15 protein-coding genes and 1 pseudogene are annotated in these 14,573 nt (G+C 52.3%); 12 read left to right on the top strand and 4 right to left on the bottom strand.

Annotation, left to right across the window (positions count from 1 at the left end):
• On the bottom strand, window positions 1–1,011 hold the full coding sequence (locus ACR0NN_RS16845; RefSeq protein ID WP_170347411.1) for a sialic acid TRAP transporter substrate-binding protein SiaP: 1,011 nt from the start codon (window positions 1,009–1,011) through the stop codon (window positions 1–3).
• Window positions 1,012–1,102: 91 nt separating this feature from the next.
• On the bottom strand, window positions 1,103–2,194 hold the full coding sequence (locus tag ACR0NN_RS16840) for a Gfo/Idh/MocA family protein (RefSeq protein ID WP_170417471.1): 1,092 nt from the start codon (window positions 2,192–2,194) through the stop codon (window positions 1,103–1,105).
• Window positions 2,195–2,401: 207 nt separating this feature from the next.
• On the opposite strand from ACR0NN_RS16840, the gene ACR0NN_RS16835 reads away from it, so the two are divergent.
• Window positions 2,402–3,055, top strand: a complete 654-nt coding sequence (locus ACR0NN_RS16835; RefSeq protein WP_170347413.1) for a GntR family transcriptional regulator — start codon at window positions 2,402–2,404, stop codon at window positions 3,053–3,055.
• A 748-nt stretch (window positions 3,056–3,803) separates the two neighbouring features.
• On the opposite strand, the gene ACR0NN_RS16830 is transcribed toward ACR0NN_RS16835, so the two are convergent.
• Complete coding sequence (locus ACR0NN_RS16830; RefSeq protein ID WP_010442296.1) at window positions 3,804–4,037, bottom strand: hypothetical protein; 234 nt, start codon at window positions 4,035–4,037, stop codon at window positions 3,804–3,806.
• A 135-nt stretch (window positions 4,038–4,172) separates the two neighbouring features.
• On the opposite strand from ACR0NN_RS16830, the gene ACR0NN_RS16825 reads away from it, so the two are divergent.
• From ACR0NN_RS16825 to ACR0NN_RS16775, 11 genes and pseudogenes are all read left to right on the top strand, one after another.
• Window positions 4,173–4,925, top strand: a complete 753-nt coding sequence (locus tag ACR0NN_RS16825; protein ID WP_170772338.1) for a Crp/Fnr family transcriptional regulator — start codon at window positions 4,173–4,175, stop codon at window positions 4,923–4,925.
• Window positions 4,926–5,371: 446 nt separating this feature from the next.
• Window positions 5,372–5,680 (top strand): hypothetical protein, encoded by a 309-nt coding sequence (locus ACR0NN_RS16820; protein ID WP_170499210.1) that lies wholly within the window; start codon window positions 5,372–5,374, stop codon window positions 5,678–5,680.
• Between the two features lie 3 nt (window positions 5,681–5,683).
• Window positions 5,684–6,037 carry a hypothetical protein gene (locus ACR0NN_RS16815; RefSeq protein ID WP_170329075.1) on the top strand — a complete coding sequence of 118 codons (354 nt, stop codon included), beginning with the start codon at window positions 5,684–5,686 and terminating at the stop codon, window positions 6,035–6,037.
• 79 nt (window positions 6,038–6,116) lie between these two features.
• Window positions 6,117–6,881: a hypothetical protein gene (locus ACR0NN_RS16810; protein WP_480685155.1), complete on the top strand. Its 765-nt coding sequence runs from the start codon at window positions 6,117–6,119 to the stop codon at window positions 6,879–6,881.
• Window positions 6,882–6,973: 92 nt separating this feature from the next.
• Complete coding sequence (locus ACR0NN_RS16805) at window positions 6,974–8,173, top strand: N-acetyltransferase DgcN family protein (RefSeq protein WP_480643321.1); 1,200 nt, start codon at window positions 6,974–6,976, stop codon at window positions 8,171–8,173.
• Window positions 8,170–9,291 (top strand): alanine/ornithine racemase family PLP-dependent enzyme, encoded by a 1,122-nt coding sequence (locus tag ACR0NN_RS16800; RefSeq protein WP_480643322.1) that lies wholly within the window; start codon window positions 8,170–8,172, stop codon window positions 9,289–9,291. The genes ACR0NN_RS16805 and ACR0NN_RS16800 overlap by 4 nt, the downstream gene beginning before the upstream one ends.
• A gap of 131 nt (window positions 9,292–9,422) precedes the next feature.
• Window positions 9,423–9,590 (top strand): hypothetical protein, encoded by a 168-nt coding sequence (locus tag ACR0NN_RS16795; RefSeq protein ID WP_480685152.1) that lies wholly within the window; start codon window positions 9,423–9,425, stop codon window positions 9,588–9,590.
• A 79-nt stretch (window positions 9,591–9,669) separates the two neighbouring features.
• Window positions 9,670–10,242 (top strand): hypothetical protein, encoded by a 573-nt coding sequence (locus ACR0NN_RS16790; RefSeq protein WP_480643325.1) that lies wholly within the window; start codon window positions 9,670–9,672, stop codon window positions 10,240–10,242.
• 388 nt (window positions 10,243–10,630) lie between these two features.
• Window positions 10,631–10,831 (top strand): annotated as a pseudogene (locus tag ACR0NN_RS16785) (tyrosine-type recombinase/integrase); the annotation flags it as partial.
• A gap of 1,717 nt (window positions 10,832–12,548) precedes the next feature.
• Entirely contained in the window at window positions 12,549–13,238 is a 690-nt protein-coding gene (locus ACR0NN_RS16780) for a hypothetical protein (protein ID WP_170334759.1), read from the top strand.
• A gap of 74 nt (window positions 13,239–13,312) precedes the next feature.
• A complete protein-coding gene (locus ACR0NN_RS16775; protein WP_170334757.1) occupies window positions 13,313–13,561 on the top strand; it encodes a ParB N-terminal domain-containing protein in 249 nt (82 codons plus the stop codon).
• On the opposite strand, the gene ACR0NN_RS16770 is transcribed toward ACR0NN_RS16775, so the two are convergent.
• Window positions 13,553–14,566 carry a fatty acid desaturase gene (locus ACR0NN_RS16770; RefSeq protein WP_480643326.1) on the bottom strand — a complete coding sequence of 338 codons (1,014 nt, stop codon included), beginning with the start codon at window positions 14,564–14,566 and terminating at the stop codon, window positions 13,553–13,555. The two genes, ACR0NN_RS16775 and ACR0NN_RS16770, sit on opposite strands and share 9 nt — an antisense overlap.
• Between the last annotated feature and the right edge of the window lie 7 nt (window positions 14,567–14,573).

Below are 14,573 nucleotides of genomic sequence, written 5' to 3'. Positions count from 1 at the left end.
TCAGTTGCCCAGAGCGTTGATCTGATCCAGAACACCATCCGGCCAGGAACCCGCGAATTCGCTGTCCAGATACATAGACTGTACCTGATCGCGGAACGCTGCGAGATCGGGCTCGTAGATCTCCATCCCCTGCTCTTTCAGGAAGCTGACGAGATCCTCTTCCTTCTGCAACTGTTTCTGACGGCCGGACTCGGCAGCTGCGTCAGCTGCTTCCTGAACCTTGGCCTGCTGTTCAGGGGTCAGGCTGTCCCAAACCTCTTTGCCAATAGCGATGTAGTTCAGGTCGACTAGGTGCGATGTCAGAACGATCTGGTTGGTCACTTCATAGAACTTCGCGTCAACCACGGTCGGCAGCGGGTTGTCCTGACCGTCAACAGCGCCGGTCGACAGCGCGGTATAAACCTCTGAAAACGCCATTGGTGTCGGAGCAGCACCCAGAGCTTTACCCAGGAACTGCCACGCATCTGTGCCCGGCATCCGCAGGTTCACACCCTCCAGATCAGCCGGAGTGCTGACGGTCAATTCATCCTTGGGTTGGCGCAGGTTCACCTGACGACGGCCCAGATACATGACCGACAGCAGTTTGACGCCCAGTTCTTCTTCGGCCTTTTGCTTGAAGGCATCCATCAAGGGATCGTTGAAGACAGCCACCTGATGCGCGGCGTCCTGGTGGACATAGCCTGCTGTAAAGATCGAAAACTCGGGGAAGAACTGTGCCAGTTCCTGCGCCGAGGTGATCGACATTTCCAGGTTGCCCCGGCTGATGGCGTCCAACTCCGTACCTTGGGCGAAGATTGTCCCGTTATAGCTGGGCTCATACGCCGCAAATTCAGCGACCATGGGTGCGAAAACCTCGGCCATTGCGACCGAGCGCTGATCGGTCTCCGATCCTGATGTTGCGAGGCGAAGTTGAACTTTGTCTTCCGCCAGCGCACCACTTGTTGCGCTAAACAGAACACCGGTTGCGACCAGGGCTGATACAGCAGCCCGGCGGGTAAGTTTGGTAATCACTTTGCTCCTCCCTGAGACATCATGATGCTTCTTTTTTGCGATTCAGAGTTTTGACCTATTTTGAACATTTTGCAAGATGTTTTACAAAATATCAGATATTTTTCATTACCTGCAATCTCTGTTGCTGCGTTTCCTGAAGGTTTCTTATCCTAACAGTCTCGCCAGTTCTGCAAGAATTCTGTATAGCTTCAATAACTTGAAGCGTTCTGAACCCTTCCCACCCAGACACAATCGGCACTGCTTCGTGCCGAGCTACTTCAACAAAGTGCCTGAGCTGATTGACCAGAGGGTCAGACGCACCCTTCTTCAGCGCGGTCGATGAAATAGGTGTCCACCAGTCCCTTTGCTCACTCTGGTAACTCCACAATCGAAGATCGGGAACGGACAACGAACCATGAGAGCCACCTATCATGTAGCTACTCTCAGTGGTCGACGGATAGATTGGATATTCCTGAGACGTCATCTCCCAGCTCCATGGAGCAACGATGCTATCGGACACACTTATGGTCCCGATCGCCCCACTTTCAAACGTCAACAGCGCGCCGGCGACATCTTCGTTGTCGTAACCCCGCTGCGATGAAGCCGACTGAGCCTGAACGGTCACGACTTCTCCGGCCAGGTACCGCAGCAAATCCACATCGTGGACAAGATTGACCGAGATAGGCCCTGCACCGGGTTTCTTTCTCCAGGGCGCAGCATCAAAATACTCGTCTGGCTTATAGAACCAGCAATTCGCATGGACAGCGCGCACATCTCCAATCTTCCCATCGACAACGGCTTCCTTAGCCGACCGGATCAGAGGATTGTGCCGACGATGATGTCCGACCATCAGTGGCACATTGGCCTTCTCCGCTGCTTGAACAAGCTCAAGTGCAGCGGTGGCTTCCACGGCGATCGGCTTTTCGACGAGAACGGGACAACCATGTCGAATACACGTGAGGCCTTGTTCAACATGAAGCGTGGTCGGGGTCGCAAGAACAGCTCCGTTCGGCGTCTGATTTGCAAACATTTCCTCAAGGGTCTCGTAACATGCGACCCCGTGCTCAACGGCGTAAGCACGACCTTCATCGCTGGGGTCGACCACCGCGACAAGATCAACATGGCGCAACGCTCGGATAGCGTCTGCGTGGCGGCGTCCAACAAGGCCAATGCCGACAATGGCAATGCGAAAGTTTCGAGACACTTTGCTTCCTTCCGGAGGGTCTGGAAGTCCCAAACCCTATGTTTGCGAACGGGCTGCATTGCCCAACTTGGCCACGACCGTATTGGGGTTTTCGCGATTCCGCAATAATGTATGATATTTTTATTTTTACCATACACCTGATTGGATTGCTGATACCTCCGAAAAATGCTAATTGAACGAAGAAACTGATAATATCGGGTGAAACGCATGGCGAAACAGCCGTCTACGATAGGTGCAAGCACTTATCAGCGCATCAAGAGGGACATCATCTTCGGGGAATTGCAGCCCGGCTCCAAACTGAAGCTGGACGCCTTGAAGGAACGCTACTCGGCAAGCCTTTCGACACTTCGTGAAACGTTGAACAGGCTCGCCAGCGACGGATTTGTCGAAGCTCCCGAGCAACGGGGTTTCCTGGTCACGCCGGTTTCACGAGAAGACCTGACCGAGATATCAGAGCTGCGCGTCCTGTTGGAATGCCACGCATTGGAGTTGTCCATTGCGAATGGCGACACGGACTGGGAAGGCAACCTCGTTGCCGCACACCACAAGCTGCACCTGATGGAACAGCAGCTTCTGAAGGGCGACGAATCCGAGAAAGAAACCTGGAAACGATATGATTGGGAGTTTCACCAAGCGATGATCGCGGCCTGCAATTCCAAGAACCTTCTGTCTCTGCATTCGATCATCTACGACAAGTACCTGCGGTATCAGATGCTCGTGCTGACTTATCGCGGCGAAGAGGCGGTCAAGGAGCACAAGGGCATGTTCGATGCCGCGCTGGCCAGAGACGCCGACACGGCCAAGAAACTGTTGGAAGATCACATCCGAAACGGTCTCTCACATACGCTTGAGGCTATGTAGCTCGCTGTTGTTTCTGCCTATCACCATCACCTGGAACAGCGACACGGGGCCTGATAGGCAAGCTTAATTTCTGTGCTTACCAGATGAATTTCGTAAGTTCATTATTCAACTTCCTTACCCCGCTGCATCAGGCAGCCGAATAAACAAGGATGAGAACGCCAAGCTTCTGCAGCCAAGGGTTGCTTTGCACCACCACAACGAACCGCGAACGTCGTTGAAGCGGTTTTATGTGAAGCGATCTCTGGTTGAGTGATGGCCGTTCAGTGGAACAAGTACGAAAGGCAGCCTTGCGGACAAACCGGACTTGTGCGATTGCGGCAATTGCTGACGCAGCATTGATTTGCTGTCGCAGCACATTCATCGCTGCGTTGCAGCTGTTGTCGCCAGACCGGTCATTCAAAGCTATGATGATGCGATACTATCAAACTGTAGTTTCGAGGCACATAGGATCAGCAACTTAGACGCCGAACAAAGCCAACGTTTGCGTTGTCGCAGGCAGTGCAGCAGGACAGGCCATGCGGGCCTTCAGCCAGTAAGCAAATTCTCGTTGTGGCTCATGCAGGTGGCGGGGAAGAGGGGGTAATTCGCGGTCGTGGAATTTTTCATTAAGTTGAGATATTGCAGAGATTGGATCTTTGGTTCTTGCTTCGTGTTTGAATTGATCGGGAACGAAGCACCAATAGTGCTTCTATTTGTTGTTATGCTTTTTTGACGAGCGTAATCTTGTTTTTCTGACAGGAAATTAACGTTACTGCCGAACGCGATAGCCGGAAGCAATGATCTTGTTTATCAGAACAGCGGCGGCCTGGTGCATGTCCTTTTCATCGTTATTGCCGACCGCTGTTTCGTGGACAGCAGCTGCGTCATGCAGAACTCCCACAATTTCATGTTCGGGCAGAAGCTCACGATCTTTAATTGCAAGCAAAAGCGCTTCACAAATTGAGAGTGCGGCCATTCCTGAATGGTCTTGCCGGTCAGCCATGGTAGACGTCCTTTTCTAACAGGCGTCCAAGCATGGAAGCGCCACGATGAATTGCACCATACTGGCATAGATTGCTGTATACTAAACTGATCGAAAGCAGTCTTGGCGTCGGATAGTTTCGCGGGCTGCTCATCGATGAAGGAAGAACACTTGCGCACTATCAAAAATAGTCCACTCACCCGAAAGCTTTCAAACTTCGTCGCTCTGACTGAGGTTGAACTTGCGGTATTGGCACGCCTGCACAAGCGTCGCAGAACCTTTGAAGCCGGACGTGACCTTGTGCATCAAGGGCAATCAGAGCAGGCGGCCTACATTCTGGCCTCGGGCTGGGTTTGTTCCTACAAAACCCAGACTGACGGGTCGCGTCAGATCGTCGATTTCCAAATACCGGGTGACTTTCTGGGCTTGCGAAGCGTTCTGTTGCACACCTCGGATCACAGCATAGAACCAATCATGGAAATCCAAGCCATTGAAGTAGTAGTGGATGATCTCCTGGAAGCATTTGCGCAGACGCCCCGGCTGGCGACAGCAATTCTTTGGGCGGTATCTCGAGATGAAGCGATGGTGGTTGAGCACCTGGTCAACATAGGACGGCGAGATGCGGGTGAGCGCATGGCGCATTTTCTTTTGGAACTTGGTGTGAGGTTGACTCAGGTCGGGATGGCAAACAAGACGGGATACACTTGCCCCCTGACACAATACCACCTTGCCGATGCGCTGGGACTGAGTGCCGTGCATGTTAATCGTGTCCTACGGCAACTGCGGGAGAAGGGGTTGGTTACTTTTCAATCCGGGCAAGTGGCATTTGATGATTATGACGGACTGGTGACGTTGGCCGGTTTTGACCCCACTTATCTGGATCAGACCGGGCCACTGTTGAAGCAATAGGTTCACCCCTTCAGCGATGCCGGGATTTTGATGATAGTTGCCTGGTTAGAGACGCCATTCGCTTCGGCAGATTTTGGATTTCACCGAAAAAGAAGCGCAAGATAAATACAGTCCGATTGCGGTACTGGATTTCCTGCGCTTCTCAAATACTCGTTAAGAACACGCCAGCAAATATCCCGCCAACACACATCACGTTGCCGGAATCCAAACATCGTTGCACTGACGCAGGTTAGTCAATTTTTGGCAGTACCTGATCCTCGGGCACCAAATGCATTTGAGATTCCAATAAAATCTCAGGTCATTGGCCGCAGACTAACATCGATCAGCGCGCGTCTGCCATTTGCACATTATTCTAAATTACAACGCCAGTACTACCGCAGCGCTTACGAGCGTGTACCGCGGCAGACTGCGCGGGGAAGATCCAACAAACTATATGGAGGACCAAGGTGAGCACGAGATCGTCCAGTTCTTTGGTGACGTTTTCAAATCCGTTCTCTTTGTCCGGCTACCCGGATGAACTTCCTGCAGGCGAGTATGAAGTAGTTGTTGTTGAAGAACTACTACAGGGCCTGAGTTTCGAAGCATATCGCAGAACCGGAACCTACCTGACAGTTCAGGGCAAAGGCAGCAAGCCAGGCCGCACGGAAATGCGCCCAATTGACCCAGAAGATTTTGAACTGGCGCTCAAGCAAGACCAAACCTTGGCCACATCTAACAATGACAGCGATGCGGCGCTTTCCCCGCAGGAGGAATAGATTATGAACACGCCCGAATGGCTTAAACCCGGAATCTACGGCGCCCTGATCGGAGGGGTTTTCGTAGGCGTCGTTGGATTTTCATGGGGTGGATGGATGACCGGCGGTAGCGCGGACAAGATGGCCAACGCCATGTCCCGCGACAATGTAATCGCTGCGTTGGTTCCGGTCTGCGTCGACATGGCGAGAACTGACGCCCAACGCGCCGAAAAAATAACGACGATCAAAGAGGCTTCTTCTTTCAAGCAGAAGGATGCCGTCATGGCGGCTGGCTGGGCAACGGTGCCGGGATCCCAAACTCCTAACAAAGACCTGGCGCAGGCCTGTATCGAGGGGCTGAACCTGGATGGATCGTAACTCAATCACTCAACATTCGGACAACGCCGTTTGCATCAGGGCAAATCGAAAGAATCAGTACCGGTTTTGCGCTCACTTAATGGCTGCGTTGTTTGTTGTCGTCTTCAGCAGTTTGGCGAGCTCCTTTATCTCATCAAGTCCCGCATCGGCCGAAACAATTTCGATCCCGGATAACGCGCATCCCAAAAAGTATGGCGACGGTTGGAAATGCGATTTGTCCTATCGGTTGAAAGGCGAAGAATGCGTGGCCATTGTCGTGCCGGGAAATGCCTACCCCACAAACAGAACCTATGGCTCAGGGTGGGCATGTATGCATGGCTTTGTTGAAGTTGGCGGCACCTCATGCACTGAAGTGATTGTGCCTGAAGGTGGATATCTCGATCCATCAGGTGAGAGGTGGCGGTGCCTGCGCGGATACACAAGAGTAGACGATAGCTGCCAGAAAATCGTGGTGCCGGATAATGCTTACCTGACGAACAGCACTTATGGATCTGCATGGCGTTGCAACCGTGGCTACGAAAAAGACGGAGAAGCATGCGTGGCAGTAGCGGTGCCGGAAAACGCTTTTCTGAACGCATCAACCAGCGGGCGTCCCTGGACGTGCGAGCGTGGGTATTTTGAGCGCGACGGACGGTGCGATGCCGTTTTTGTGCCTGAGAATGCTTTCTACGATGACGCGATCCATGGAGTTGGATGGAAATGCGAACGTGGCTACGAGGCGTCCGGTGATCGCTGCAATGCAATCGAGCTACCGGCAAATGCCCATATCGACCGATCCGGCAATGGGTGGCAATGCCACAAAAACTATCATCGATCAGAAGGGCTGTGTGTTCTGAACCAGTGAGAATTCAGACAGAAAGCCCACTTTCCCAAACTTCACAATTTTTGCCCGCCCTTACCAAGGACGCGCGTTTCACACTCTAAAAAGGAATAAATATGAAACCCGTACCCATTGCGTCGGATGCCAAGCAGTTCATTGCCAGCGATGCGCAAAAGCTGGCGCCTGAACAAGCAGTTTTTCCAGAGCTTCACCGCAAGACACTCGTGACAGATACACCGACTGCAATTGTGTATTGCGAAGGAAACTTCGCAAAGATCGATGGCAAGACGGCTAATGGTCTCGTTCGACATTCACAGGCCTATCGCGTTCTTTCGGTGATCGACAGCACGTATGGCGGTTGTGACAGTGGCAAAGTGCTTGATAATATCGCAAATCAGGTTCCCATCTTCGATGATCTTGATGCCGCCGTCGCTAATGAAGCTACGATCCCCGACACGTTTATTTACGGAATGGCGCCGGCCAGCGGCAGAATGTCCCTTGAGGATCGCGAAGTTGTTGTGGATGCGATAACGCTCGGAATGAACATCGTCAGTGGGCTGCATGAATTTCTTAGCGATGACAAAGAGCTCGCCGGATTTGCCAAAATTCACGATGTCACGATACGCGACATTCGCAAGCCGCGGCCCAATCCCGACCTGCGCCTGTTAGATGGCAGTATTGGAGACGTCCAGGCGATCCGCATCGCGGTGTTCGGCACCGATTGTGCAATTGGAAAGCGTACAACCGCGACAATCCTGACAGGCGCACTTAACGCGCATGGGATCAAAACAGTTTTGGTCGGCACCGGCCAAACTGGTTTGATGCAGGGCGCCAAGTATGGTGTCGCGATGGATTCGGTGCCGCCGCAATTTTGTTGTGGCGAACTTGAGCGCGCTGTCGTTGCGGCATCCGAGGGTGAGCACCCGGATGTAATAGTGATCGAGGGCCAGGGCGCGCTAAGCCATCCGGCTTTTTGCACATCAGCCTTCATTCTGCGAGGCAGTCAGCCACATGCAGTTATTCTTCAACACGCGCCTAAACGAAAACGTCGATGTGATTTCCCCAACATGACTATGCCCGACCCTTGCGATGAAATCACCCTGATCGAGGCTTTTGCGAACACAGAGGTAATTGGCATGACGATCAACCATGAAGGAATGAATGATGTTGAGATTTCAAAGGCCATCACAGACTACAACTGCAAATTGTATCTCCCGGTCACTGACGCATTGAACCGTCCTCCAAAAAACTTGGTGAATATGGTTCTATCTGCCTTTCCGCGCTTGCAACCCGTACGTGCTACGACGATTGAATGAGCAAGCTGCGTATCGACGTTGATCTGGACAAAATTCGGTACAACACACGGTTCCTGGTCGACCACCTTAGACCCCGCGGAATTACGGTGACAGGTGTGACAAAAGCCGTTTGCGGTCATCCTGAGATTGCGAATGCTATGCTTGAAGGTGGCGCGACAGGGCTGGCGGACGCGCGGATCAGCAATATCATGCGTATGCGCGATGCTGGAATCTCGTGCTCTATATCCTTGATCCGAACGCCCATGCTGAGCCAGGTCGCGCAAGTTGTTGATAACTGCGATGTCAGCTTCAACACTGAGATGGACATTATCGCCAGTCTGGCCATCGAGGCGCTGGGGAAGAACATTACTCACAATATTATCTTGATGGTGGAAATGGGGGATATGCGGGATGGCATCTTGCCTGAACACCTTGAAAGCACTGTGTCTCAAATTCTTAGAATGGAAGGGATTTCTCTGAAGGGGATTGGCGCAAATTTTGCCTGTCTGGGTCATGTGGCACCCTCTGCAGGAGCAATGGAATTGCTTTCTTCGCTTGCCGCCGACACCGAACTTGCAAGTGGACCCGCTCTGGAAACAGTGTCAGGCGGCGGCTCTGCCAGTTTGCCATGGGCGCTTGGCAAGGGGGCGACCGGAAAGATCAACAACCTGCGTCTGGGTGAGGCCATCCTGCTGGGTACCGATCCCGTTTCGGGATACGCGATCGACGGGCTTTACACAGATGTTTTTACGCTTTGGGCGGAAGTGATCGAAACGAAGACCAAATCAAATCCAAATCCCTTGCAAATGAATTATCCTATACTTTCAATGCAGTGTGTGACTTTAGACAGTCCTTCGAATACTCGGTCGATCCTTGCGATCGGACTCCAGGACACTGATGCGGCGGGTCTAATATTCCCTGCTGGCGTCACGTTCGTCGGAGCCACCAGTGATCATATCGTTGTAGAAAACACCAATTGGCTGCTTCGCCCTGGTGGCGAGGTGAAGCTGAGAATGAAGTATAGCGCGCTCTCGCGCGGCATGGCTGCACCCGATGTAGCAAAAGTCTTCCATGGTGATAGCGCTTTGGTTGACTGCAACGCAGCGAACACTGATCGCCCATACTCGAATCGAAAATAGCGCGCCAAGGTGCCGCCGCCTCGGTTCTGCTTCAGCCATCCGTCTTATTCTACGGCTTTACGTAGTAAATGAGGCACCCAATCCCTATATTGGACGTAGCCGCATTCACTTTTCACACCCTATCTGGGCTCGTGGGTGATGCGGACAATCAAAGGATCAAAATGATGTCTTTTAAAGACCTGACGACCAGAGCGGCTGCCGCACTGAAGGAAAACGATGCGGACGCGCCGAAAAAAGAAGTGACGTCGAAAGGGCAGGACACCGTCCCCGAAAAACCAAAGCCTAAACCCCAAAACTGATAATACCCTGCCGGGAGTGGGTGGCTTGTTCTTGTCTGCATCTCCGAGCGAGCGGTATCAGCAAAGGAGAACTACCCAAATGAACCAGATAATCAGCAAGACAATCGCAGTCTTTTCCAGGCCGTTTACTTTCCCTGGCTTCGACGAATTACTCCCGGCAGGCGAGTACGACATAGAAACTGAGCTTTCCGCACCACCAGATTATTCGGACCCAGAAGCCTGGAAGGCCTCGGTGTTAATCTGTCTGCATCCACGGAAATCTTACCCCGGTCTGGCGCGTACCTTGACCGTTTCTCTTACTGATTTGGAGAGAGCCCGCGCAAAGGATAAATTGTCTTCAAAGCAGTTGTCGCAGTTCTTGCTCGACCAACTTTTGGCCGATCCCATGGTGCAATTGATTATGGAAGCGGATGGCGTTTCAGAGACTCAACTTCGGCACCTCTACTCGGAGTCGCTCATCTCTGAGGCAGACGACATATCATCAGATCAACGAGCCCTACCGCGAGGATGCGGAAACGGTTCTCGGTATACTTTCGCTGTCCAAGCTGCTGAGAACGAAGGAATGCCGGTTCGTCCTATTAAAACCCCTCGGATTACAGGCTGTCCCATTGGACAGACTGAAATGGGCAGCTCCTTCAATCTCAAGGCTTAGGGCTCGGAACTTTCTTTTCCAGTCGCTGTATAAACCAAAACAGAAATCGAGGCTAAGAACTGATGGAAGACTCCGACGACGAAGCAGATACGATCATGGCTCGCGCCCACAATGACGTGCCGCAAGAACGCCCGTGTCTTCGTTGCAGAACTCCATTCTGGAGCGAAGGGTTCGGAGAGCGGATTTGTCGACGCTGCAAGGGGTTGAACGCGTGGCGAAATGGCGTATCGGTAAGCCCCGGGTTAGCTCGGCGTCGCTGATAACCTGACGCCGGTCTTACCAGCTTTTCTGATCATATCTCATTTTACCTCATTGGTGCTGACCCAGCCCGCTAATCCGGGCCGTTTTAGTGTGGAACCAGGTCGGTAATCGGCGCTGAAGACGAAGCGTAACCGCAATCGGATTGGAACCGAGCGGATATGGCACGCATTCGCTTCGCCGAACCAAAGTAGCTGAGATCTACCGCAAGAAAGGAAATCTCCGCGCGGTCCAACTTCTGCTCGGGCACACAAAAGTCGATAGCACCGTGCGATACTTGGGCGTTGAATTGGAAGACGCGCTAAGCATTGCAGAGCGCATAGACATCTGAGACAGTTTGGCGTTCGGCACTGTCGGTCGCCAATCCATAGCGGTTCTAGTTCTTTTACGCAGGGGGGGGACGTAGCGAGCCCTGAGCGGAAGTGTCAAAATCTTGTTGCATGCGCTCGCAGCACAGATTTCTCGGCACAGGCGCAATTTACAGGGTACCGGACCGAGCGGCCATTTGATCGCACCGCGGGTACTTGTGCAGAAGCGGCGCGAACATCCCCGCCTGACAGCCAATGTCGTCCGGCCAGTCATTCCTAGTTACGAGGAAGCCTTGATCACATACTCCTCTTTCGCCGCACTCAGGCCCGACAATTGAAACGCGGACTTAAACTGCCACCCGCTGCTAGTCTGGCCCCAAATCGATACAACGAAAAACTAATACCAGACAATTTCTTTCGGTAGTTCACCAGGAATCTTGGTCACCAGCAGTTCCAAAAACTATCTGCCCTAGTGGTGCTAGCGTTGCGACGAGGGAAACTTCCTTGACTCTATGCTGGCTAAGGACCACAAAAAGTGCATTGGTGAAAATTACTCGTCGCCGCGATGCTGCCGGTTTCGATGATCCAATGGCCTTCAGACTAACTGTAGCATGTGCCTCAGCATAGGAACGGGTTCCGCTGGGGTCTTCGCTATGAGCTCGTTCCTCGCAAGCATTTGCAACTGTCACCTGACGTGCTCCAGTCATCGCGTGACCCATGAAAGAAGGCGCCGTATGAACAGCACATGGCTCTTAAATTGCGTGCTTGATGCCCGATAGATCAGGTCTCAGGCTCAGTTTCAATCAGTCGTTCATCGTGTTTACGCGCTGCATTCTTTGTCTGATCCCGACACTCTTGGTGTTGCTCTCAGGAACGCAGCTTCCTGCCCAAGTCGCAGGCAATGCCGATGGATCGGTTTGTGACGAAGGTTTCGAAAACAAGAACGGATCGTGCCAAAGAACAGACGTACCAGAAAACGCATATTTGACGGGTAGCTCCTATGGTAGCGGCTGGGAATGCAATCACGGTTTCCAGAATGTCGGAGAACTCTGTGAGGAAATAAGAGTTCCTGAAAATGCCTATCTTGCATCAACCGGAGATCAGTGGGAGTGCAATCGGCTGTTCCAGCGTGTCGGAGAACTCTGTGAAGAAGTGATGGCACCTCAAAATGGATACGTCGAAACCCGGTTTGGCGTGCAGGAAATACACTGCAACTGGGGATTTCGTAAGGAGAACCAGGATTGTGTTGCGATAAATGTCCCGAGCAACGGCCGCCTGACTGACAAAAACAGCGCGGATGGTTGGGTGTGCATCAGAGGTTATAGGGCAGCGGATAGCGGCTGTGAGCCCGTGGCAGTTCCACAGCATGCATACCTCGCGCCTGAAACTTATTCCGGATGGAAATGCGAACGTGGTTTTCGCGCAAACCGGGACAAGTGCGTTGCGATCCTTGTCCCTTCAAACGCTCATTTGAATCGAAGAGGTGATGGTTGGGAATGTAACCGGCCGTTCACGAGACAGAACGACCAGTGCACCGAAAATGTGCCGCGACAATAAGTTAGTGGAAACCAAAGTCGCCTGACAAATCCGGAAGGACTAAGCCGTGAACTATAACTCGATTGACGAAAACCTGGGTAAAAGTCTCAAAGCCGAAAAGGCGCGTCGCCGGTCCTACAGGATTAAGATATCTATTGCGTCAGCGGTGTGTGTTGTGGCGATAATTACCGTGGTGTTTCTCTGATGCGTAAAAATGCCCCTCAAGTAACTCTTCCCGGTTCAAAGATGTCAGCTCATGGTCTGGAACAAAGAGCATTTCAGGACCGCAGTGTTCGTAAGTCGCGGAACGCTGACGTATCAGGAGTGATTGAAGAAGAATTTGGAAAGTACTTGATTAAGGCTGGCGTTCTGAGCGGCAATAGTGTTGCACGGGCATTTCCTAAGCCACCGGCTAAAACGCAGGCAATGATTGCCGATGCAGTTGGCGAAACACCAGCATTGGCCATTGAAGCCTTAAAAGAAATTCTCGAAGAACGAGACAGGAAGCGAAGCGGTCAACGCCGTTTGGAGGGAAACTCCGGCACCTTCGTTCCCAGTGAAAGAGAATATGCAGAGGCATTACGCCAGATCAGGCTCACCCCTGCGCAGGTAACAATGCTCAAAGCACTTACAATCGCAGGCAAGGAAGGTCTGACTATTGGTCACTTGTCTCAGGCAGCCTGTTACAAATCGCGCGAGGCCTGCATCAAGGTCTTCAAGAAAATCGGACTATTAATTGCTGAATATCTGGAACTCGAACTTCCCGAAGCCGGATCGGCACAGAATGATGGCGCCGCCCAGGTCCTGGCCTTTTCTCACATCGAAAGTGACGATGAGCCAGCAACTTGGATCATGCATCAGGAACTGCGCGATGCTGTTCGTTCGGTTCTATGACGTGCGTTCCAGCGCCTGCTTTTGAAGCGAAACCCGAACCGGAACAAGTGCACGAAAGGTTGCTCACGTAGCTTATGTTGGAGAAAAGACCATATCCGCTTGAATTGATCTATGTACCTGTGAAACGTGCAAAAACACTTGATCAACAAAAAGTTCTGACGCTGGCCGAAGATATTCTGAAGAACGGCCAGAAGACCCCGATCCAGATACGCTCGGACAACAAGAGGTTCGTGCTGATTGAAGGCCTTCACCGATTAGAGGCCATTCGCGCCCTAGGAGGTGATACCGTCGAAGCCTATTTGGTCCGTGCCAGACTACACTAAATACCTATTGGAATTGGCGTTCGACAAAGCCTCGGAAAATGTCAGCAGACGTTGACATTTTTCATCCCAAAGATGCAACCGTGCGCAATGAAGGCTCTCAAATAAAGTAATACGCTGGCAATCTTCCAACTCAGAGTGGTCACGCAAAACCTCGTTTAGCCGATAAAACGGTATGCGGCTGGCGAGATGGTGAACATGGTGCACACCAATGTTGCCAGAGAACCACCGCAGGATGCCTGGCAGGGCATAGTGAGAACTGCCATAGAACGCGGCGTTCTGAAGGTTCCAGCCCTCTTCCCGATCCCAAGTCGTGTGCTCGAACTGGTGTTGAATGTAGAAAAGCCAAATACCAATGGATGATGCGACAATCACGGTTGGTAGGAAAACACACGCCAACACCTCAAAGCCTCCGGCCCAAAAAACCAGAGCCAACAACCCTGCAATCGCGGCGTTTGTTCCCATCGCACTTGCCCAGTACAGCCAACCGGACCGCATGAAACCAAGAGGTAGGCGGTTTTGAAGAAAGAACGTATAGACCGGCGCTACAACGAACAGGAAGATGGGATTCCGGGTCAGACGATAAGCTGCACGCCCGAACCACTTCCGCTTCAGGTATTCCTCAATGGTCAATGTAGGGATGTCACCCATACCACGCCGATCAAGGTTACCGGTTGAGGCATGGTGAATCGCATGGCTTTGCCGCCAAACGTCATAGGGAGTAACGGTAAGAACACCCAGAACCCGGCCGATCCAATTGCATGCGCGGCGACTTCTAAAGAAAGATCCGTGACCACAATCATGCATGATGATGAAGATACGGACCAGAAATGCGGCATTCAGGATGGCCAGAAATATTGCGATCCAGACGCTGAATGACAACGCAAACCACGCTAGGGCCCATAGCGCGAATAAGGGGAAAACAGTGATCGCAAGTTCAAAAACACTGCGCTTCGCATCGGGCACACGGTACTGCGCGAGCACCCGCGTCCAGTCTTTAGGTTGCAACTTACTT

The sequence above is a fragment of the Ruegeria sp. BA2 genome (assembly GCF_056539605.1).
Note: the sequence above shows the minus strand (reverse complement) of the source record. Positions and strands in the feature narration are given on the sequence as shown.

Coding starts and splice junctions, on each gene's coding strand:
- ACR0NN_RS16825 (WP_170772338.1), top strand. CDS start 4,173: ATGAAGGAAGAACACTTGCGCACTATCAAAAATAGTCCACTCACCCGA.
- ACR0NN_RS16800 (WP_480643322.1), top strand. CDS start 8,170: ATGAGCAAGCTGCGTATCGACGTTGATCTGGACAAAATTCGGTACAAC.
- ACR0NN_RS16805 (WP_480643321.1), top strand. CDS start 6,974: ATGAAACCCGTACCCATTGCGTCGGATGCCAAGCAGTTCATTGCCAGC.
- ACR0NN_RS16815 (WP_170329075.1), top strand. CDS start 5,684: ATGAACACGCCCGAATGGCTTAAACCCGGAATCTACGGCGCCCTGATC.
- ACR0NN_RS16810 (WP_480685155.1), top strand. CDS start 6,117: ATGGCTGCGTTGTTTGTTGTCGTCTTCAGCAGTTTGGCGAGCTCCTTT.
- ACR0NN_RS16780 (WP_170334759.1), top strand. CDS start 12,549: ATGCGTAAAAATGCCCCTCAAGTAACTCTTCCCGGTTCAAAGATGTCA.
- ACR0NN_RS16790 (WP_480643325.1), top strand. CDS start 9,670: ATGAACCAGATAATCAGCAAGACAATCGCAGTCTTTTCCAGGCCGTTT.
- ACR0NN_RS16835 (WP_170347413.1), top strand. CDS start 2,402: ATGGCGAAACAGCCGTCTACGATAGGTGCAAGCACTTATCAGCGCATC.
- ACR0NN_RS16830 (WP_010442296.1), bottom strand. CDS start 4,037: ATGGCTGACCGGCAAGACCATTCAGGAATGGCCGCACTCTCAATTTGT.
- ACR0NN_RS16775 (WP_170334757.1), top strand. CDS start 13,313: ATGTTGGAGAAAAGACCATATCCGCTTGAATTGATCTATGTACCTGTG.